Raw genomic sequence first — 18,384 nt, 5'->3', positions numbered from 1 at the left:
CGGTCTCTCCCGAGCGTCTCAACCGTCTTTCCAGTCCGTCAGGCCGTCTCCCCGACCCGTCAGCACCGCCTCAGCAGCGCCGGTGAAGGGGGTTCTAAGCATAACACTTATCAGCCGCAAGCGAAAAAACACGTTCTGCGGAAATTTTTTGCGAAGAGCGATTTTCTGAAATAATATCAATATTATAAGATGCCATACTGCCCTAGAATCCATACCCTCATCACGGTTAGCAGGCGGAACCCTTTGTTGGAATCGTACGGGGACCAGCACCAGCACACAATATATAGAGGCTACGTGGATACACTACACAAGAAGCCACGACTCGGATTGTGCGAGTCGCCGGTCTTTTCGTGTCTGAATCGCCAAGTTTGGCGATACGATTCACACAACAAGGCACATTGGTGATCGATTTCCCGCACCCATTTGCCAACAGGCGATAACCGGAGATACATCCAGCCAAACACTTGCACACGCACGCCAGATGCGGTCAGGTTCCCGGGCGACTGAAACTGTGCTGGCTATGGCAAAACATGAATACCGTTGATCCTTTCCCAATGGTTCGAACCGTCGGCCTTGACGGCATTCTGGTGACCTACGCCGATACCATGACAGAACGGTCAAATCGTGCAGCGCTGGCGTTTCGGACAGAAGTTGAAAGCCGGAACTGGGAAGGTGTGTGCGAAACATCGACCTCTCTTGCATCGGTCTACATTCGGTTCGATCCGTTACGCCTGCACTATCGTGAGTTGGAGATTCGCGTCCAAGCGCTTCTGAAACAGCACGACTGGTACAATGCTGCTTTGCCTTCGGGCCGCAAGCTGTGGCGAGTGCCAACGGTATTTGGCACGGAACTGGCACCCCAACTGGAGGACGCCGCCAGGGCGGCCGGGCTGACAGCAAGTGAAGCGATTCATCGGCTTGGCCAGTCCCGGGTTCGTGTGCTGACAATCGGCTTTGCACCGGGGCAGCCATATCTCGGGCCATTGGGTCCGGAGTTCAACATTCCCAGACTGAAGGATTTGAACCCGATGGTGCCAGAAGGGGCTTTGGTTCTGGCAATCTCGCAGTTCGTGCTGTTCTCCGGCCCAACGCCGACCGGATGGCGGCATGTGGGGCAGACTGCCTTTCGCTGTTTCCGGCCCGAGAGCGATCCGTGCTTTGCATTGAATCCTGGGGACGAAATGCAATTCGAACCCGTCTCACGTAAGGAGTTGGAACATATTCAGGCAACAAACAGTGACGGCACAGGTGGCGCGACCTGTCAGGAGATTATCTGATGAGTCTGATCGTCCATCGCATTGGCCCATCTTGCACGCTCCAGGATCAGGGACGCTCTGGCTATCTGGATCAAGGTCTTTCAAGGTCAGGAGCCGCCGATAATCTTGCATTGCACGAAGGCGCGGCCCTGTTGGGGCAAAGCCCGGAATGTGCAGCTTTGGAATTGGCGGGGACCGGGGGGGAGTTCGAAGCCACCCGGACCATTCGCATCGCTTTGACCGGTGCACCGATGCAGGCCAGCATTGATGGCAGCGCCGTCGCGTGGCACGCCTCGCACAGTTTGGAGACCGGGCAGCGATTGGTAATCGGGGCGGCGCTTCAAGGCAACTATGGCTACCTGCATCTGGGCGGTGGCGTTGATGCCGAGGTTTTTCTTGGGTCCCGCTCGACCCACCTGACCGCCAGGATCGGGCAACCATTGCAGCCTGGCGATGTTTTGGTTGCTGGATCTGACAACGGCAATACTGGGATGAAACTGCGCCCCGATGATCGGTTTTCGGGTGGCGTACTGCGCGTTGTCAGAAGTTTTCAGACCCCTCTGTTTGACAATGCAACCCTGGACCGCTTTGCCGCCACCGAGTTCCAGCGGGGCACGCGGGCCAATCGGATGGGCATGCAACTGGAGAGTGATGGCGACGGCTTTGCCGCCAAAGGCCAGCTCAATATTCTGTCCGAGGTCATTACGCCCGGCGACATCCAGATGACCGGCACTGGAAACCCCTTCATTCTGCTGCCCGAGTGCCAGACCACTGGAGGTTACCCGCGTATCGCTACCGTTCTACCATGCGATTTGCCGCGCGCTGCGCAGACCCCGGCGAGTGGAAAGATTCGGTTTTCGTTTGTCACCATGGACGAGGCCCTGAACCTGCATGCCGCTTACCAATCTGAACTTGCGCGCCTGCCGGGCCGTGTCGAGGCACTTGTGCGCGATCCGCATGACATCGCCGACCTGTTGTCTTACCAATTGATCGGCGGAGTCGTCTCTGCCACCGACTAAGGAGATATGCCGATGCCCCGCGTCGATCTGAATGCCGATATGGGTGAAAGCTTTGGACCCTGGAAATTGGGGGACGACGAGAACCTGCTAAAGATCATCACCTCGGCCAATATAGCCTGCGGCTTTCACGCGGGCGATCCGGATGTGATGGCAAAAGCAATGGCCACTGCCGCTGAAAATGACGTCGGCATTGGCGCGCATCCCGGCTTCCCGGACCTTCAGGGCTTCGGACGGCGCAACATGAAAGTGCCGCATGCCAGCCTGCGCAATCTGGTGCGGTATCAATTGGGCGCCGCCATTGGGGTGGCGAAAGCAGTGGGGACCCATGTACGCCACCTGAAGCTTCATGGCGCGCTGGCCAACATGTGCTCGGTCGATCTAGACATGGCGCGGGCTTGCTATCAGGGTGCCTTGGACGTGGACCCGGACATCATCATAATGGTTCTGGCAGTAACCCGGCAGGAAGAAGCCGTGCGCGAACTGGGCTGCAACTGGGTGGGCGAGATCTTCGCCGATCGCGCTTACAACGATGATGGCACTCTGGTCGACCGCAGCCTGCCCGGAGCCTTCATTCACGACGCCGACATCGCCGGGCCACGCATTCTGAACATGGTCCGGGAGGGCGCAATCATCACCGAAAGCGGGAAGCGGCTGGAAACTTCGATTGACACGATCTGTTTGCACGGCGACGGACCGACCGCTGTTCAAATCGCCCGCTCGGTACGTCAGAACCTGATTGACGGCGGGGTCGAGGTCACAAAATTCACCAGATAGACAGGTCTTCGCAACCATCTGCCCCCAGTATCTTACTGTTGCCCGATTGTCGGCCAGCCCCTAGCATGTGCGCAAGTGCATGTTCTGAATACTGTAATTAAAATAACGTAATTCGCGATGGTTGGTCCGGCCAATCCTGTCGCAGCCTGTTTTCTCGCAAGGAGGCACACAAATGTCTTTCGACCTGATGTCGTATCAGCCCAGAGGCGACAAGAAGAATTCCGAATTTTTCGCTGAGTATCTGCCAATGATTTATGAGCGGCGGACCAGTTCCGGAATTGCTGATCAGGTCGGACCAATGCGGGCGATTGTCATTCAGGTCGAACCGAATGCGTTGTTCGACACGATGGTCGAACTTTACGTGATGACGCCGTATCGCCACTCGGCAAGCTATCTTGGGGCGACGCACAAATTCGCGGTAATGCACTCTCATCCCGAATATCCGTCGCTGATCATCATGGCGCCGCTGAGCGACACGTTCGAGGATTTCATACCCCGCATCAACCGCATGTACCCTCTGGCGCGCAAAACACCGCAAACCCGCTACGTGGGTGAGGTGTTCGCGGCCTCGGACCTGAATGATCTGAGCAAAACGCTGGAAGATCAGAACATCCGATTTGAATATAGCGGTGATACCGAGAACCCGTTTTACACGCTGGACGGATTCCGCTTTACCACCCCGTCGGATTTCACCTGCAACCGGGTCGGCTATTCCTCACATGATTTCAATGATCCCGACAGCCTGGGCCTGGGCGACCGCGTCTTGCTGAGCGACGCCGAGAAGCAGCGGCTGCACGAGGCGGCGGCCTTTGCAGAAGACACCAAGATCGGTCCCTTGATGCTGGGGTTCGACCATCTGGCCACCCGTGTTCTGGCCGGTGAGCGGGAAGATGCGATCCTCGAGTTCCTGACCATGGTTCCCTACTATTTCTGGGGGGCGTACAACATCTTTGACATGAACTCGTCTACGAACGTGAACCGGAACGCCAATGTCGATGACGACAAGAAATCGCCTGCCAAGGTGTTCACAGCCAACAACACACCGTCATTCGTGAACTCATTTGCCAAGCTGCCGATGCCGACCGAGGATTTTGTCCGCAATTTCGGACGTCGCCTGCATCACATGGCCGTCGAAATATTGGATGGCGATCACGGCGCGGGTGAAAAGAACGTCGATTTCGTGGTGAACACTCTCAAGGACAAGGGCGTACCGTTTCTGGCCCATGTGGTGGGCGAATGCAAAGACGACCCAAACCTTAAACAGATCTTCTCGAAACACTCGAAGAATACATTGCTGATCACCGAGTACATCGAACGCTGCCACAAGTATGACGGGTTCTTCACCAAGGACAACGTCGCTGCCCTGACAGCCGCCGCCGGTCAGGATGAACAATACGAACACGGCCACGTATTCGACTGAAAAAAGGCTGCGAGGGGAACTCGCAGCCCAGACCCATCCAGGAGAGAATATGCCGGACCTTATGATGGCCCGATCATGAAACATGTGACATTGCGCGCCTGCAGGCGGCGGCAGGCCAGATCGGCCTGTTCGCGGGTCATGCCCTGAAAGGTGGCGTCAAACCCGCGCGAGCTTTGGTTCACCTTGCGCAAAGTGCCTTCCAGCGTGGTCATCTCCGACAGCGCCGTTTTCAACAGAATCTTCTCAGCTTCATACCGGGTTGTGTAGCGTCCCACGTTCACGCCCCAAAGGTGCCCACCTGACGTAGACAGGCGGGTAACGACCTCCTGCTCGGGTTCGGGCTCCTTTGCAGGTTCGGCCGACGCCAAAACCAGATTGTCCGGGCGAAGCGCCGGACGCGTGTCCGAATTTTCGACAGGAGGTGCGGTCGGCGCGATATCTGCCGCCGCAATCGCTGCCGCTATCCCGTCCTGAATACGCTCTCCGTTCTCGGCTGCTGTTTCGGCGACGGTTCCTGCCACCTGCACCGCACCACCAGCGGTTGGGCGAAGGACCGGTCGCAGGCTTTTTTCCGGCGCGCCTACAAGGCTGGCGACCTGCGTAGCGCTGCCCAGCCCGGCGTTTCCTGCATAGGCAGGACGTGCGGGTTTGCGAATTGGCGCGCGCGAAGGAGCCCGGCGGAAACCCATGTCCAGCAGTTCGGCCACCTTGGCGTTGCGCGACGCGCCCGACTTGCCGCCAAAGACAGTTGCAATGATCCGTTCATCCTTGCGCTTGGCCGATGCAACGAGGTTGAAGCCCGCAGCCCGTGTGTATCCGGTTTTGATCCCGTCCGCGCCTTTGTACGCAGCCAGCAACCGGCGGTTGGTGTTGGGCACGGTCTTAATGCCCGCATGCGTCGACTGACGCGAAAACAGGTTATAGTACTGCGGATAATCATAAAGCAGATGGCGCCCCAGCGTTGTCATGTCGCGGGCTGTCGACAAATGACCCGACTCGGTCAAGCCATGCGCGTTCTTGAAGGTCGTGCGGCTCATCCCCATCGCCTTGGCCGTCCGCGTCATGCGGCGGGCAAAGGCTGCCTCGGACCCGCTGAGAGTAATCCCGATGGCCGTGGCCGCATCATTGGCCGATTTTACTGCGGCTGCGCGGATCAGGTAGCGGAACGCGATGGTTTGTCCGGTCCGCAGGCCCAGTTTTGAAGGCGGCTCGGAAGCAGCCTTGCTGGTGATCCGAACCGGCGTATCCAGCGTGATTTCACCGTTACGCACCGCCTCGAACGCAATGTATAGCGTCATCATCTTGGTCAGAGAGGCCGGGTGAAGGCGCGTATCGGCGTTGCGCGAATGAAGAACCTCACCGGTGCGCGCATCAATCACCATCGCCGCGTAGGGTGCTGCAATGGCCTGCAATGGCACAAAAACAAGTAACCACAACAGTGCTGTAAGGAATAAGCCCATTCGGGCTGGAACTGTCCGCCGAATCTGCACGATCTTTGCCTCTGTCTGCCTCGCACCGCCGGGTTTTCCCGGTCGGCTTCATTTATTTTGTTGGCAACAAGGCTAGCACAGGGCTGTCGCTAAATAAACCGAAAGCTGGGCAATTCGCCAATTCGTGACGCCTAACAAAACCCCAATATGTAGCGGCGCGACCAAATCCGCCCACTAGATGCACACCCCGGACTCGGGTTTGGTCACGGTAGATCAAGAATTTATGAAACTGAGACCTATTGGCAACATCAGGTCAGTCCCCTGACGAGATCGACCAGATCGCCCAGATCCGCAAGCTCGTGGAATCGCGGATTGTCGCTGGGGGTTTCTGCCTGCTCGACCTCCCAAACCAGCCCGTGCGGTACATGAACGCCCCATGCGCCGGCCTGAATTGGCGCAACGACATCCGACCGCATCGAGTTGCCGACCATCATGGAAGCCAGCGGACCATCGCCATGCTGTTCGAAAATCCCGCGATAAACCTCCGGTGTCTTTTCCGAGACAATTTCCACGTGATCAAACAGATCGCCCAATCCCGACTGTGCCAGTTTCCTTTCCTGATCGATCAGATCTCCCTTTGTGATCAGAACCACACGGTGGGTTTCACATACACCTTCGATGGCGGCCTGCGCATGCGGCAAAAGCTCGATCGGGTGGGCCAGCATCTCCTGCCCCGCATTGACAAGCTGCCGAATGACGGATGCGGGCACCCGATCCTCTGTCACTTCGATCGCAGTTTCGATCATGGACAGGGTAAAGCCCTTGATACCGTATCCGTAGTGCCGGATATTCCGCTTTTCGGCAGCCAACAGGCGATCCATCAAGTGATCGCGGTCCGCGTGATCGGCCAGCAGATCCGCGAAATGGGCTTGGGTGAGCTGAAAGAATCGCTCGTTGTGCCACAATGTGTCGTCTGCATCGAAGCCGATGGTGGTCAGTTTTTCATGCATTCCGATACGTCCGCTTGCTCTTTCCTCTGACGCCAACGACGTTATATAAGCGCTCAGATAAACCGAAGCCTGAATCGAATTGTTACACGCGATGCTGCATTACCAATGGATGATGTCTGACCAATCGGACGACGATGCGAACTCGTCGGTCCTTGTGCAGACACGCCCCAAGACCAAGCGTCCGCCATTATACAAGGTTCTGCTGCTGAACGACGACTACACGCCGATGGAATTTGTGGTGCATGTACTGGAGCGATTCTTCGGGATGACCCATGCGCAGGCGTTCGAGATCATGCTGACGGTCCATAAGAAGGGTGTTGCCGTCGTGGGTGTCTTCAGCCACGAGATCGCCGAAACCAAAGTGGGACAGGTAATGGATTTCGCCCGCAGGCACCAACACCCCCTGCAATGCACCATGGAAAGAGAAGAGTAAGCAAAAGCGGCCGGGCCTGATGCTCCGAGCCGGACCTCTTGCCGGTATCACACATGACGTCACGTATTGATCTTGCTCTGGAAAGCGGTCTGGTGCTGTCGCAGCCGCTGACCGTGATCGGCCCTTCGCCGGATTGCAGTCTTTCCGCTCTGCCACGCGGAACTCAGTTGGTTCAGCCCTTCAAACCCTTCCACGACCATTTCGCGACGTTGGGTTTCGATGTCACGTCGGCATCTGAGGAACCGTGCGAGGACGCAATTGTCTTTTTGCCACGCGCCAAAGCGCTTGCCCGGTCCATGATTCATCAGGCGTGTCACCATGCCAGCGGTAGGGTCGTCGTCGACGGCGGCAAAACGAATGGCGTTGACAGCATTCTCAAAGATGTTCGCAAACGGGTGCCTGTCGAGGGACCGATTGCAAAGGCGCATGGCAAGATTTTCTGGTTCCAGTCCGACAAAACGGCCTTTTCCGACTGGGCCGCGCCGGAAGTTCAGCACGCTGACGGCTATCTAACAGCCCCCGGTGTCTTTTCGGCTGACGGTATTGATCCGGCATCGGCATTGCTGGCGCAGGTACTTCCTGAAAATCCGGGGCCTCGGGTTGCCGATCTCGGCGCGGGCTGGGGATTTCTTTCGGCCAAACTGCTGGAACGAGCCGAAGTTCGCACGCTGCATCTTGTTGAGGCCGATCATACAGCGTTGACCTGCGCCCGCTCTAACGTGACTTCTCGGGTTGCGTGTTTTCATTGGGCTGATGCCGTGACGTGGACAGCGCCCGAGCCCTTGGACACGGTGATAATGAACCCACCGTTTCACACCGGAAGAAGCGCTGAACCTGCGCTGGGCCAGGACTTTATCAAGGCGGCAGCACGCAACCTGACCCGCAATGGCGAACTGTGGATCGTCGCAAACCGGCATCTGCCCTATGAGGCCACGTTGTCAGACTGTTTCAGGCAAGTTGAAGAGGTCGCCGGTGACAACCGTTTCAAGGTGTTCCACGCCTCTCGCCCTCGCCGGTGATCCCGGTTAACCTGCGCCAAACCTCCGGAGGAAGCTCATGTCGTTTTCCATTTCAGGCAAAACCGCAATCGTAACAGGCGGTGCCAGCGGCGTCGGTCTGGCAATCGGCCGTCATTTTGCGGATGCGGGTGCAAACGTCATGTTCGCGGATATGGACGAAAAGCGATTGATCGAGGAGTTGGGGGAACAGGCAGATGACAGCAACATTCGGTATTTCGCAGGCGATCTGCGCGAGAAGCTGACCATTGCCAATTTGCTTTCCGCAACCATCGATGCCTTCGATCAGGTGGATATTCTGGTCAATGGATCAAGACAGGTCCGGCAGACGGACCCGCTGGATGCGGAAGACGACTCGGTCCGTGATTTGCTGAACCAAAACCTGATGCCTGCCTTGCGGCTCAGTCAGCTGGTTGCCAAACGCATGACGAAACAGGCCGAAGATCAGGATGATGGCCCTGCGGGTTCGATCATCAACTTGTCTTCCATAGCGGCGCGGCGCACGCACCCCGATTTGCTGGCTTATTCTGTCTCGACCGCTGCACTGGATCAGATGACGCGTTCTCTGGCGGTTGCACTGGCGCCGAACCGTATCCGCGTCAATTCCATCGCATTGGGCTCGGTCATGAGCGCGTCACTGCAATCAACCCTGAAAGAAAACCGCGATTTTCGCAAAGACATTGAAAAACATACACCTTTGGCCCGGATTGCTGCTCCGAACGAACTGGCGGAAACCGCGCAGTTTCTGGCCTCTGATGCGGCCGGCTTCATTACTGGTCAGATCATGACAATCGACGGAGGCCGAACCCTGCTGGATCCGGTCGCCGCTCCAGCGCACTGAGACAAATGTTCGAAAACGAAAAATCCGCCGCTGCCGCATGGTTCCGCCAATTGCGTGATGAAATCGTTGATGCGTTCGAGTCTCTGGAGGATACACATGAGACCGGGCCGTTTTCGGACGCCGCAGCCGGACGTTTTGAAGTCAAACAAACCACGCGGCAATCAGAGGATGGATCGGACGCAGGTGGCGGGTTGATGTCGGTCCTGCGCGGTGGGCGCGTTTTTGAAAAAGTCGGTATCAACGTCTCGACCGTGTACGGATCACTGGGCGAGCGTGCGCAGCAGGCCATGGCAGCCCGCAAGGGTATTCCGGGGATGACCGAAGACCCCAGGTTCTGGGCCTCGGGCATCAGCCTTGTCGCGCACATGCAAAACCCGCACGTACCGGCGGTGCACATGAACACACGGATGTTCTGGACACCACATGCCTGGTGGTTCGGGGGCGGTTCAGACCTGAACCCCTGCATTGAATATGACGAGGACACTGCGCATTTCCACGCCACCCAAAAAGCCCATCTGGACCCGCACGGGCCAGGACATTACCCGCGGCTGAAGGATTGGGCTGACGAGTATTTCTATATCCCTCACCGGAAAAGGGCACGCGGGGTTGGCGGCATATTCATGGATGATTACTGCACCGGCGACTGGCAGGCTGATTTTGCCCTGACCCAGGACATCGGCCGCGCATTCCTGCCTGCGTTCCTGCCTTTGGTGGAAAGGCGTCGGGTCCAGGGTTTTGATGACACACACAAGAACGCTCAGCTTGTGCATCGCGGGCTTTATGCGGAATACAATCTGGTCTACGACCGGGGCACCAAATTCGGACTGGAAACCGGGCACGATCCGGACGCCGTTCTGATGAGCCTGCCGCCTATGGCCAAATGGGTCTGATCAATCTCGTTCAGAACCCGAAATCCATGAAATTGTCATAGCAATAGTCCTGTGCCGACGCCGCCGTCATGTTCGCGCCTACCCGTTTGACGGTGACGGAATAGCCCGGGCTGGTATCGGCACCCTCGGGCGGTGTCAGCGAGAACTGTACAGTCCTTGCTTTGGGCACATAGGCGCCGGCAATATATATGCGTTGGTTGGACTTGGTTCTCAGCGTCCGGATTGCATAATCCCCTATACCACACCAGTACGCCACCGGGGCAGAAGTGCCGATCGCGGCAACCTCGTAGACACCGTTTGGCAGCGGCGTCACCGTGGTCCGAAACGCGGGCCGCACGGCAATGCCAAAACCGACCGCCTGTGCTATCCCCGGTAGGACGATCAACATCGCCAGAGCCGCAGTCTTTGCAATCCGCATCTTGATCGCCTCCGTGTAACCCAAGTTGTCTGATATAAAATAATAATTGCGCTGCGCGTCGAGTAAAGCCGTGGTCGCCTGCCCTTTTTCAGTGTTTTACCCCTGTGCATTTGGCAGACGGCTCGAATTTGCCGGGAAAACGAACGCCCTTTATTGACTCATGCTGCACCGGCACAATAGGAGAGGCCGGGTTGGTCGCATCGGGCGACCTGCGCATTTCCCTATGGAGTTCAAAGCAAATGTCTGACCTGCGTGAAACCGCGATGTCGTCCAAGGCCTGGCCCTTTGAAGAGGCGCGCCGGTTGCTCAAACGCTATCAGAAAGGGGCTCCGGATAAGGGGTATGTGCTGTTCGAAACCGGCTACGGCCCGTCCGGTCTGCCGCATATCGGAACCTTCGGCGAGGTCGCGCGGACCACGATGGTCAAGCGCGCATTCGAAGCGTTGTCGGATATTCCGACCAAGCTGATCTGCTTCTCGGACGATCTGGACGGGATGCGCAAGGTGCCAACCAATGTGCCGAACCCCGAGATTCTGGAGCAGCATCTGCAACGCCCGCTGACCTCGGTGCCTGATCCGTTTGGTGAATATGACAGCTTCGGCGAGCATAACAATGCGATGCTGCGGCGGTTTCTGGACACGTTTGGTTTCGAGTACGAGTTCTACTCGGCCAAGGAATTTTATGAGTCCGGGCAGTTTGACGAAGTGCTCAAGCGTGCGGTCGAGCGTTATGACGAGATCATGGCGATCATGCTCAAAAGCCTCCGGGAAGAGCGCCAGCAGACCTATTCGATCTTCCTGCCCCTTCACCCCGAAAGCGGGCGGGTGATGTATGTGCCGATGAAGAAGGTCTGCGCCGAGACCTATACTGTGACCTTTGACGATGAGACCGGTAAGGAATGGACGGTTCCTGTCACCGGTGGCCACGTCAAACTGCAGTGGAAGCCGGATTTCGGTGCGCGCTGGGCGGCGCTGGGTGTGGATTTCGAGATGTATGGCAAGGAACATGCCACCAACGAGAAAATCTACGACGCAATCTGCCGGGCCCTGGGTGGTCGCGCGCCCGAGCATTTTTCTTACGAGCTGTTTCTGGATGAGAACGGGCAGAAGATCTCTAAATCCTCCGGCAATGGCGTGTCGATTGATGAATGGCTGACCTACGCACCGACCGAGTCGCTGGCATATTTCATGTATCAGAAGCCCAAGACGGCAAAACGGATGCATTTCGACGTGATTCCAAAGGCTTATGATGAGTATCATCAACAGCTGCGCGCCTATCCGGGGCAGGATCTGAAAGCGCAATTGAATAACCCGGTTTGGCATATCCATGGTGGAGATGTCCCTGAATCCACGCTGATGGTTCCGTTCGCCATGCTGCTGAATCTGGCATCGGTATCTGGTGCCGAAGACAAAGAAGCGCTGTGGGGCTTTATCCGTCGCTACGCGCCGGAGGCCACGGCCGACACGCATCCCGACTTGGATCAGGCGGCAGGCTTTGCGGTGCGTTACTTCAATGATTTCGTTAAGCCGACCCGCAAACATCGCGCACCGACGGATCAGGAACGCGAGGCGTTGGAGGCGCTGAAAGCCGCGCTGGAGGTTTATGACGGCCCAATTGAAGATGAGGCGCTGCAATCAGTGGTTTATTCCATCGGACGCGAGCGGTTTGATCCGATGCGCGGCTGGTTCACCGCCTTGTACGAAGTGTTGCTTGGCGCCTCTCAGGGGCCGCGTTTCGGCGGCTTCATTGCGCTCTATGGCGTGCCCGAAACCATCGCGCTGATCGAAAAAGCGCTGGCCGGAGAACTGGCCTGATTTGACCTGATCCCGCATGGGGCTACCCTTCCGTCAGGAGGTGCCCCCATGCGTCGTTCATTACTTGCCTTATCGTTATCTGTCGCAATGGCTACGGGCGTTTTTGCCCAAAGCTCCGAAATCGAGGCAAATATAGCGGCGCAGATTCAGGCGTTCAAAGTCGATGATTTTGATACCGCCTTTACTTTCGCCAGCCCGAACATCCAGCGTCTGTTCCAAAACCCCGATAATTTCGGGGCAATGGTTCGCAATGGATATCCGATGGTCTGGCGCCCGTCGGACCTGCGGTTTCTGGAACTGCGCGAAATTGCCGGGGCGTTGTGGCAGAAAGTTCTGATCGTGGATGGTCGCGGCCAAACCCATATCCTAGACTATCAGATGGTTCAGCAGGAAGACGGCTGGAAAATCAACGCGGTTCAGTTGCTGGGGAAAGCAGCCCCCACAGCCTGACGCAACACGACCGTCACGGTGACATGAGACCCGGTTAATCCCCATTGGGTATCCAGACTATCGCGCCCGGAATTCACCCGGGCAATGGTCTGGTGCGCGCCGCAATCTGATCGGCAGCGCTTGGGAAAGGGATTCGAATGAACAAGGCAATCACCGACGGCATCGTGTTTATGCCGCCTCCGTTCGCAGATGGTTTGGGCGTCTGGTCCAGCGGCGATGGCACCCCGGGGTCTCCGACATATGCAGGGTCGGGTACGGGCGCATTTGTGCCCTCGGATCCGAACTTTGCCAGATGTCTTGAAATCCTCAAAGTGAGCACGACCCAACACTTGCGCTATATGGGGCAGACGCCATTGCTGCCCGGCTGTTACCTGCAGATCAAGGCACGGGTCAAAGCCATCAGTGGTCCCTTGCCCACCGTCAGGATCGCAGGGTGGGCCGGTGGTGCCGGCGACGTGCACGTGACCGGTGTCGTCGAACAGGGGCCTGCCACGCAATTGTCGGGGTACGGCACAGTTCATGAGATTACCGCCATTGTCGGAACTGGCCAGCGGGCTGGCGTCGACATGGCGTGGGGCGCACAGGCACTGTATGGACATTTCGGTCTGGATATCGACGGGCCAAACGGGGCCGTGGTGCGCATTGACGATCTTCAGATCACCGACATCACGAGTGTTTTTCTGCGCGACATGATCAGCAGCGTGGATGTCACGGATTTCGGCGCAGTCGGCGATGGGGTTGTGGACGATTCCCTTGCGTTCGAAGCAGCCGATCAGGCGGCGGGGGGCCGTCGTGTGTTTGTGCCGCAGGGTACTTATTTGCTGGCAGAAAACACAACCATCGTGTCAGAAGTTGATTTTGCGGGCACCGTTACAATGCCCGACGACAAGATGCTGTTGCTGACCCAAGGTTTTGACCTGCCGACTTATATATCGGCTTTTGGCGATGAAGAGCTTGGCTTCAAAAAAGCGTTTCAGGCTTTGCTGAACAATTCAGATCATGAATCGCTGGATATGGGCGGGCGCAAGATTTCGGTGAGCAAGCCCATCGACATGGCCGCTGCCGTTCCCAATAAGAAAAGTGGTTTTTCAACCCGGCGCGTGATCCGCAATGGTCAGTTTGACGTCAAAAGCAGCTCGGCCTGGGACACCGAGATCTTCACCTCGGTCGCAACCTACAACCCTGCGGACCAAACACGGCTGACAAATGTCGCTAACGTCGCGAATATTCCGGTTGGTGCCCTGATTCAGGGCAATGGTGTCGGGCGCGAGATTTATGTCCGCTCGAAGAACGAGGGTGCCGGTGAAATCACGCTGAACGCGCCGATTTACAATGCTGCTGGCACACAGACATTCACCTTCACCAGCTTCAAGTATCTGCTTGATTTCAGCGGCTTCGACACGCTGCGGAAGTTCAGCCTGGAAGAGATCGAATTTCAGTGCAACAGCAGATGTAGCGCCATTCGTCTGGCTCCATCCGGCAGCACGTTTGCGGTCAGCAATTGCTTTATCAGCCGTCCCATGGATCGGGGGATCACATCCATCGGAACCGGTTGTCAGGGCCTGCTGATCGACAATTGCCAGTTCCTGTCTGCCGAGGAGTCCCTGAACGTTACCGATCGCCGTTCGATCGCCCTCAATGCAACAGCGAATGATGTCAAACTGCGGCACAATCGGGCGGTTCGGTTCCTGCATTTTGCTCTGTTGGGCGGCACCAAAAACTTGATTCTGGGCAATCATTTCTTTCAGGGCGACAGCATTCCGCAGGGGTTGCGAACCGCCGGGTTGATCCTGACGCGCACTTACAACAGTTCGACCATTGCTGAGAACTACATCGACAATTGCTACTTCGAATGGACGAATGAACGGGATGCCGCTCCGACCTATACGTCCGGCTATTCCTTCAGCGCGCTGAGTATCACAGACAATATTTTTTACTGTAGCGAGGCGCCGTCATGGTTCAGTTTCATCGTTATCCGACCGCACGGCCCCGGCCACTTCCTGAACGGCTTCATCGTCACCGGAAACAAGTTCCGGTCTTCGAGCGGGAGTATCTACAAGGCCGAACGCGTGGACACGAGCTTTGCGGACCTGAACAATAACGCGCACATGAATGTCACGTTCCAACACAATACATTCCACGGAACGCTGACGGATTCAGAAAACCCGGTTCGGGTGCAGCACAAGCAACAGACGCCATCCTTTGCATGGGGTGTGTTGTCGGTGGGCAAGCTTCCATTCGCGGGCAAAGCGCGGGGGTGTGACGCCGTGACCACGCTTGGTCCCCTGAGAACGGTGTTTGGCAGTGTGAGCCACGCGAGCCCATATGCCGAGCTCGAACAGGGTTTTGGCGCTCGCGACGTGATCCTCCGCTGGCCAGAGCAACTTAGCGGGGAAGTATCCGTTACCCTACGCATGGACAGCTGAGGCCGACATGGCCGTCCCCGGAGGACGGCCAACTCCCGCCGCATCAGAAGTCGCGCCACAAGGCAAATTTGATCCCGACGTTGCTTTGGAAGGCATTCCGTTCGGCACCAACAACCCAAGTTGTACTCCCGCCCTTTCGGCGGATCATCACTGACGGCCGTGCGCTCCAATAAACCGGACGGCCGGGGGTATATGTGCTTTCAAGCTGCAGCAGTGGATTGATCCATCGCTGAGATGACAGCCCCGCCGTCAGATCAAGTTTGCGAAACAGCGCATCGTGCGTGCGGTATTCCAAAGCTGCGTCGATCGCGATCCAGCCATTTCCCCAACCGCTTTCAAACCCATTTCCGTAAGACACAGTCGCCTTGTACAAGGCCCACGCGCTTTTTTGCCGGTGATGTGCGCCGACACCAAATTCGGCGGCAAACCGACCTTTGCGCCCAAGATCCGCGACCGGAGTACGGGCGAAAATCAAAGCGTGGCCATAAAGGTGTTGGTGCTCCTCGGCGTCTAGCCCAATCGTCAGTCCGGGGCGTAACCCCCATTCTGCATAAAGTGACGATTTGTATTCGTAGCTGCCGTCCTCGGTCCTGAATCCCGTGATTGCAGCCGCGACAGAGCCGGTATTCTGTTCCCTCAGCCAGGCCCCGGCAAAAACCGGACCGGCCAATGTCATCAGAAAAAGGAAAAGCAAGATGCGGATCATGACCGCACCTTCCCCGAGCATGGTTAACGGATCGTTAGTTTTTCGTTTGTTTTCTGGAAACTAATTCCCGAAGACACAAAACGAAACACGAGACGTTTCCGGTTCCTGTGTTAGGCTGAGAAAAGCCAAAGGAGATTCCAGATGCTACAGATTTCAAAATCCGCAAGCGTTCAGACTGTTATCACCACATTCGAAATGACACCGGGGACCTGTCAGGACCTGCTTGAGGCGCTGACGGATGCCTATGCGGAATTCATCTCAAAACAACCGGGTTTCGTATCCGCCGGTCTGCACGTCAACGATGCCCAAACCAGGATCGCAAACTACTCGCAATGGGAACGCCGCGAAGACTTCCTTGCCATGCTCCGCACTCCCGAGATGCGCGACCGGAACCGCAAGATCAATGAGCTGTGCAAAAGTTTCGAACCGGTCATGTATGATGTCGCGGAAACATTCGGCTGATCCTGACCTGAATCAAAGACCACAACTGAACTTGGGTTCAGTCTGAAAACCTGAAACGGAGGCTCGTGTCATGTATCACAACATTCTTGTACCCATTTCGTTCGATGTCGAACGTGACACGTCCGGACCACTGAAACTGGCGCAAATTCTGGCGACCCCTGAGGCAAAGGTCACGCTGCTGCATGTCGTTGAACATATTCCAAGCTACGCGATCTCGTACATGCCGACGGAATATCTGACCGAAGCCCGCAGGGCCATTCAGGCCGAGTTGGACAAACTGGCAGCAAATATTCCCAACGCGCGGGGCGTTGTCGTCGAAGGGCATTCCGGCCGGACGATTCTGGATTGGGCACAGGAGCATAAACCTGACCTGATCATCATCGCTTCCCACCGACCGGGCATGCAGGATCTGTTGCTTGGATCAACCGCCAACCATGTGGTGCGCCATGCGGCCTGCGCGGTTCACGTAGTACGCTGATATTCAGTCCTTCAGCATTCGCCATTCCGAGGCCAAAGCTTTGCCACAAATCCGGGCGAAGATCAGCGCGAAATGTTGAAAAGATCCGTACCACCTGAGCCCGAACTGAATCCGCGCGCCGCTCACCGGTATCGTCGGGCAGACGCGACGCGCAAAAGGGCTCTGTCCCCGATCCGCATTCTGTTCATGGTTCTGGCCCTGCCCCTGACTACGGCACTGGTCGCCGTCAACATCTATTTGCGGACGTCCGAGTACGAAAGAAACGACGCCATTATTCATCTTGTGGCGATGGCGGGGTGTGACACCGTTCTGAAGATTGTCCCGGGACCATTCGTCCGGGGCCAACCAGGGTATCATGAACGCAACGATCCAAATGGCGACGGTGTCGCCTGCGGGATTCTCAATCAAGCCTCTTCGACCGGACAGACACAACAACGCCCCCCAGCCACGAGCGTGCGTTCGGTCGGTAATGCAAAATTCGTCCGGCCCTAAAGGCTGAGCACCTGCTCATCCACAAAGACAAACCGGAACCGCAGGCCATCAAACCACGATCAGTCCCCGGCTGAGGGCCGTGGCGATGGCATGGGTGGTATTCTGCGCGCCCAGCTTTGCCCGCGCGCTTTCAATATAGACACGCAGCGTGTGCTCCGAAATCGACAGGGAGTGTGCGACCTGAGCGCGACTATATCCCAGTGCAAGCAAGGTCATCGCGTCAATCTCGCGCGGGGACAGGGCACGTGGAGCGTCCGGTTGCCGCTCACGCTCAAACTCCAGCGCCTTGCGGTTGAAGTAATGGGCAATCAGGATCAGGCCACGCCCATTTTCGGAGATGAAATCCTGCCAGGTTTCGTCATCGCAGGAGTGGTTCACTGTAAACAGGGCAAACTGGCCGTTGGGACCGCGGATCGGGATGGAGTAACCCTGATTGCCGACGCCGTGCTGCTGCGCGTCCAGAAGAAAAGCCTTGGCGACCTTTCCGGACCAGTCCAGTGATTTCCAGTCAACAGGATGAAATCGCTGGAAGCACCCGATTATGACCGGGTCGATCCGGTGATAGTTCTTTTCCTGATATCGCTCGGCCCAGGCGTCGGGATAGGTCGTATATCCGTATTGATCCCCTGCCCCATCAACCCAGTGATAGATGATGTGTTCAATCTGCAGCTTGTCTCTGAGATGAACAGCGATAGCACTTAGTTCATCAAGCGTGCTGGTGTTTTCCAAATCCTCCAGGATCTGGCTCAAATCGAGTCTTGTGACCATCCGCCGGCGCCCGCACCTCATTCTTCATGGACGCGATTTCGGCCGCTGCGATCAGCCTGGTATCGTCAAGCTGCTCGGCCAGCGCGGTCAAACCGTTTGCCGAAGCAAAGGCGTTGAGGTCCGACAATACGTCCAGTATCCACTCATTTTGCGCCATCAGGGTCTCTCCGAAACGGTTAACGAAGGGTTAACACAACCATAGCATGCATAGTGTTTTTTCGCATATTCACTGCTTTCTACTCCCCAAAAATAGCGGGGCCGATATTGCAACTCTCTGAAAG

20 protein-coding genes are annotated in these 18,384 nt (G+C 56.9%); 14 read left to right on the top strand and 6 right to left on the bottom strand.

The genetic code is table 11. The features are described from left to right. Nucleotides 1-530 precede the first annotated feature (530 nt). From ACR0MI_RS09295 to ACR0MI_RS09280, 4 genes are all read left to right on the top strand, one after another. Entirely contained in the window at nt 531-1,277 is a 747-nt protein-coding gene (locus ACR0MI_RS09295; protein WP_170816932.1) for a 5-oxoprolinase subunit B family protein, read from the top strand. After that, on the top strand, nt 1,277-2,275 hold the full coding sequence (locus tag ACR0MI_RS09290; protein WP_170614442.1) for a 5-oxoprolinase subunit C family protein: 999 nt from the start codon (nt 1,277-1,279) through the stop codon (nt 2,273-2,275). The genes ACR0MI_RS09295 and ACR0MI_RS09290 overlap by 1 nt, the downstream gene beginning before the upstream one ends. 12 nt (nt 2,276-2,287) lie before the next feature. Next, entirely contained in the window at nt 2,288-3,049 is a 762-nt protein-coding gene (locus ACR0MI_RS09285; protein WP_170816933.1) for a 5-oxoprolinase subunit PxpA, read from the top strand. 172 nt (nt 3,050-3,221) lie between these two features. Then, nucleotides 3,222-4,469 (top strand): hypothetical protein, encoded by a 1,248-nt coding sequence (locus ACR0MI_RS09280; protein ID WP_170614440.1) that lies wholly within the window; start codon nt 3,222-3,224, stop codon nt 4,467-4,469. Nucleotides 4,470-4,528: 59 nt separating this feature from the next. Here the strand turns inward: ACR0MI_RS09280 and ACR0MI_RS09275 are convergent, their stop codons facing one another. Together ACR0MI_RS09275 and ACR0MI_RS09270 are read right to left on the bottom strand one after the other, a co-directional pair. Continuing rightward, complete coding sequence (locus tag ACR0MI_RS09275; protein WP_170614439.1) at nt 4,529-5,929, bottom strand: D-alanyl-D-alanine carboxypeptidase family protein; 1,401 nt, start codon at nt 5,927-5,929, stop codon at nt 4,529-4,531. 278 nt (nt 5,930-6,207) lie between these two features. Then, nucleotides 6,208-6,909 (bottom strand): HAD family hydrolase, encoded by a 702-nt coding sequence (locus tag ACR0MI_RS09270; RefSeq protein WP_170614438.1) that lies wholly within the window; start codon nt 6,907-6,909, stop codon nt 6,208-6,210. A 91-nt stretch (nt 6,910-7,000) separates the two neighbouring features. Here ACR0MI_RS09270 and clpS point away from each other — a divergent pair, with 91 nt between their 5' ends. The 4 genes from clpS to hemF are packed head-to-tail and all read left to right on the top strand — an operon-like array spanning nt 7,001 to nt 10,089. Next, on the top strand, nt 7,001-7,342 hold the full coding sequence (clpS, locus tag ACR0MI_RS09265) for an ATP-dependent Clp protease adapter ClpS (RefSeq protein WP_170614437.1): 342 nt from the start codon (nt 7,001-7,003) through the stop codon (nt 7,340-7,342). A gap of 53 nt (nt 7,343-7,395) precedes the next feature. After that, nucleotides 7,396-8,361 (top strand): class I SAM-dependent methyltransferase, encoded by a 966-nt coding sequence (locus tag ACR0MI_RS09260; protein ID WP_170614436.1) that lies wholly within the window; start codon nt 7,396-7,398, stop codon nt 8,359-8,361. Between the two features lie 37 nt (nt 8,362-8,398). After that, nucleotides 8,399-9,199, top strand: a complete 801-nt coding sequence (locus ACR0MI_RS09255; protein WP_170614435.1) for an SDR family NAD(P)-dependent oxidoreductase — start codon at nt 8,399-8,401, stop codon at nt 9,197-9,199. Between the two features lie 5 nt (nt 9,200-9,204). Beyond that, nucleotides 9,205-10,089 (top strand): oxygen-dependent coproporphyrinogen oxidase, encoded by an 885-nt coding sequence (hemF, locus tag ACR0MI_RS09250; RefSeq protein WP_480854185.1) that lies wholly within the window; start codon nt 9,205-9,207, stop codon nt 10,087-10,089. A 10-nt stretch (nt 10,090-10,099) separates the two neighbouring features. Here the strand turns inward: hemF and ACR0MI_RS09245 are convergent, their stop codons facing one another. Further along, the gene (locus ACR0MI_RS09245) at nt 10,100-10,507 is read right to left on the bottom strand and encodes a hypothetical protein (protein WP_170614433.1); all 408 of its coding nucleotides are present in this window, start codon (nt 10,505-10,507) and stop codon (nt 10,100-10,102) included. 239 nt (nt 10,508-10,746) lie between these two features. Here ACR0MI_RS09245 and ACR0MI_RS09240 point away from each other — a divergent pair, with 239 nt between their 5' ends. The 3 genes from ACR0MI_RS09240 to ACR0MI_RS09230 all read left to right on the top strand — a co-directional run bounded on the left by ACR0MI_RS09240 (nt 10,747) and on the right by ACR0MI_RS09230 (nt 15,197). After that, nucleotides 10,747-12,321: a lysine--tRNA ligase gene (locus tag ACR0MI_RS09240; RefSeq protein WP_170614432.1), complete on the top strand. Its 1,575-nt coding sequence runs from the start codon at nt 10,747-10,749 to the stop codon at nt 12,319-12,321. 48 nt (nt 12,322-12,369) lie between these two features. Then, nucleotides 12,370-12,771: a DUF4864 domain-containing protein gene (locus tag ACR0MI_RS09235; RefSeq protein ID WP_170816934.1), complete on the top strand. Its 402-nt coding sequence runs from the start codon at nt 12,370-12,372 to the stop codon at nt 12,769-12,771. 137 nt (nt 12,772-12,908) lie between these two features. Beyond that, complete coding sequence (locus ACR0MI_RS09230; RefSeq protein ID WP_480854182.1) at nt 12,909-15,197, top strand: glycosyl hydrolase family 28-related protein; 2,289 nt, start codon at nt 12,909-12,911, stop codon at nt 15,195-15,197. A 43-nt stretch (nt 15,198-15,240) separates the two neighbouring features. On the opposite strand, the gene ACR0MI_RS09225 is transcribed toward ACR0MI_RS09230, so the two are convergent. After that, a complete protein-coding gene (locus tag ACR0MI_RS09225) occupies nt 15,241-15,903 on the bottom strand; it encodes a hypothetical protein (RefSeq protein WP_170816936.1) in 663 nt (220 codons plus the stop codon). A 141-nt stretch (nt 15,904-16,044) separates the two neighbouring features. Here ACR0MI_RS09225 and ACR0MI_RS09220 point away from each other — a divergent pair, with 141 nt between their 5' ends. The 3 genes from ACR0MI_RS09220 to ACR0MI_RS09210 all read left to right on the top strand — a co-directional run bounded on the left by ACR0MI_RS09220 (nt 16,045) and on the right by ACR0MI_RS09210 (nt 17,335). Continuing rightward, nucleotides 16,045-16,365: an antibiotic biosynthesis monooxygenase family protein gene (locus ACR0MI_RS09220; RefSeq protein WP_170614428.1), complete on the top strand. Its 321-nt coding sequence runs from the start codon at nt 16,045-16,047 to the stop codon at nt 16,363-16,365. A gap of 70 nt (nt 16,366-16,435) precedes the next feature. After that, nucleotides 16,436-16,843, top strand: coding sequence for a universal stress protein (locus ACR0MI_RS09215; RefSeq protein WP_170614427.1), 408 nt, complete (start codon nt 16,436-16,438; stop codon nt 16,841-16,843). 72 nt (nt 16,844-16,915) lie between these two features. After that, nucleotides 16,916-17,335 (top strand): excalibur calcium-binding domain-containing protein, encoded by a 420-nt coding sequence (locus ACR0MI_RS09210; protein ID WP_170614426.1) that lies wholly within the window; start codon nt 16,916-16,918, stop codon nt 17,333-17,335. 48 nt (nt 17,336-17,383) lie between these two features. Here the strand turns inward: ACR0MI_RS09210 and ACR0MI_RS09205 are convergent, their stop codons facing one another. Together ACR0MI_RS09205 and ACR0MI_RS09200 are read right to left on the bottom strand one after the other, a co-directional pair. Then, on the bottom strand, nt 17,384-18,103 hold the full coding sequence (locus ACR0MI_RS09205; protein ID WP_170614425.1) for a LuxR family transcriptional regulator: 720 nt from the start codon (nt 18,101-18,103) through the stop codon (nt 17,384-17,386). Continuing rightward, entirely contained in the window at nt 18,042-18,260 is a 219-nt protein-coding gene (locus ACR0MI_RS09200; RefSeq protein WP_170614121.1) for a hypothetical protein, read from the bottom strand. The genes ACR0MI_RS09205 and ACR0MI_RS09200 overlap by 62 nt, the downstream gene beginning before the upstream one ends. Nucleotides 18,261-18,384 lie beyond the last annotated feature (124 nt).

This window comes from Ruegeria sp. D4 (genome assembly GCF_056534475.1).
This window is presented reverse-complemented; position numbering and strand designations above follow the sequence as displayed.

Coding starts and splice junctions, on each gene's coding strand:
- ACR0MI_RS09285 (WP_170816933.1), top strand. CDS start 2,288: ATGCCCCGCGTCGATCTGAATGCCGATATGGGTGAAAGCTTTGGACCC.
- ACR0MI_RS09255 (WP_170614435.1), top strand. CDS start 8,399: ATGTCGTTTTCCATTTCAGGCAAAACCGCAATCGTAACAGGCGGTGCC.
- ACR0MI_RS09205 (WP_170614425.1), bottom strand. CDS start 18,103: ATGGTCACAAGACTCGATTTGAGCCAGATCCTGGAGGATTTGGAAAAC.
- ACR0MI_RS09200 (WP_170614121.1), bottom strand. CDS start 18,260: ATGGCGCAAAATGAGTGGATACTGGACGTATTGTCGGACCTCAACGCC.
- clpS (WP_170614437.1), top strand. CDS start 7,001: ATGCTGCATTACCAATGGATGATGTCTGACCAATCGGACGACGATGCG.
- ACR0MI_RS09215 (WP_170614427.1), top strand. CDS start 16,436: ATGTATCACAACATTCTTGTACCCATTTCGTTCGATGTCGAACGTGAC.
- ACR0MI_RS09230 (WP_480854182.1), top strand. CDS start 12,909: ATGAACAAGGCAATCACCGACGGCATCGTGTTTATGCCGCCTCCGTTC.
- ACR0MI_RS09270 (WP_170614438.1), bottom strand. CDS start 6,909: ATGCATGAAAAACTGACCACCATCGGCTTCGATGCAGACGACACATTG.
- ACR0MI_RS09245 (WP_170614433.1), bottom strand. CDS start 10,507: ATGCGGATTGCAAAGACTGCGGCTCTGGCGATGTTGATCGTCCTACCG.
- ACR0MI_RS09240 (WP_170614432.1), top strand. CDS start 10,747: ATGTCTGACCTGCGTGAAACCGCGATGTCGTCCAAGGCCTGGCCCTTT.
- ACR0MI_RS09225 (WP_170816936.1), bottom strand. CDS start 15,903: ATGATCCGCATCTTGCTTTTCCTTTTTCTGATGACATTGGCCGGTCCG.
- ACR0MI_RS09235 (WP_170816934.1), top strand. CDS start 12,370: ATGCGTCGTTCATTACTTGCCTTATCGTTATCTGTCGCAATGGCTACG.
- ACR0MI_RS09210 (WP_170614426.1), top strand. CDS start 16,916: ATGTTGAAAAGATCCGTACCACCTGAGCCCGAACTGAATCCGCGCGCC.
- ACR0MI_RS09275 (WP_170614439.1), bottom strand. CDS start 5,929: ATGGGCTTATTCCTTACAGCACTGTTGTGGTTACTTGTTTTTGTGCCA.
- ACR0MI_RS09220 (WP_170614428.1), top strand. CDS start 16,045: ATGCTACAGATTTCAAAATCCGCAAGCGTTCAGACTGTTATCACCACA.
- ACR0MI_RS09260 (WP_170614436.1), top strand. CDS start 7,396: ATGACGTCACGTATTGATCTTGCTCTGGAAAGCGGTCTGGTGCTGTCG.
- ACR0MI_RS09295 (WP_170816932.1), top strand. CDS start 531: ATGAATACCGTTGATCCTTTCCCAATGGTTCGAACCGTCGGCCTTGAC.
- ACR0MI_RS09290 (WP_170614442.1), top strand. CDS start 1,277: ATGAGTCTGATCGTCCATCGCATTGGCCCATCTTGCACGCTCCAGGAT.
- ACR0MI_RS09280 (WP_170614440.1), top strand. CDS start 3,222: ATGTCTTTCGACCTGATGTCGTATCAGCCCAGAGGCGACAAGAAGAAT.
- hemF (WP_480854185.1), top strand. CDS start 9,205: ATGTTCGAAAACGAAAAATCCGCCGCTGCCGCATGGTTCCGCCAATTG.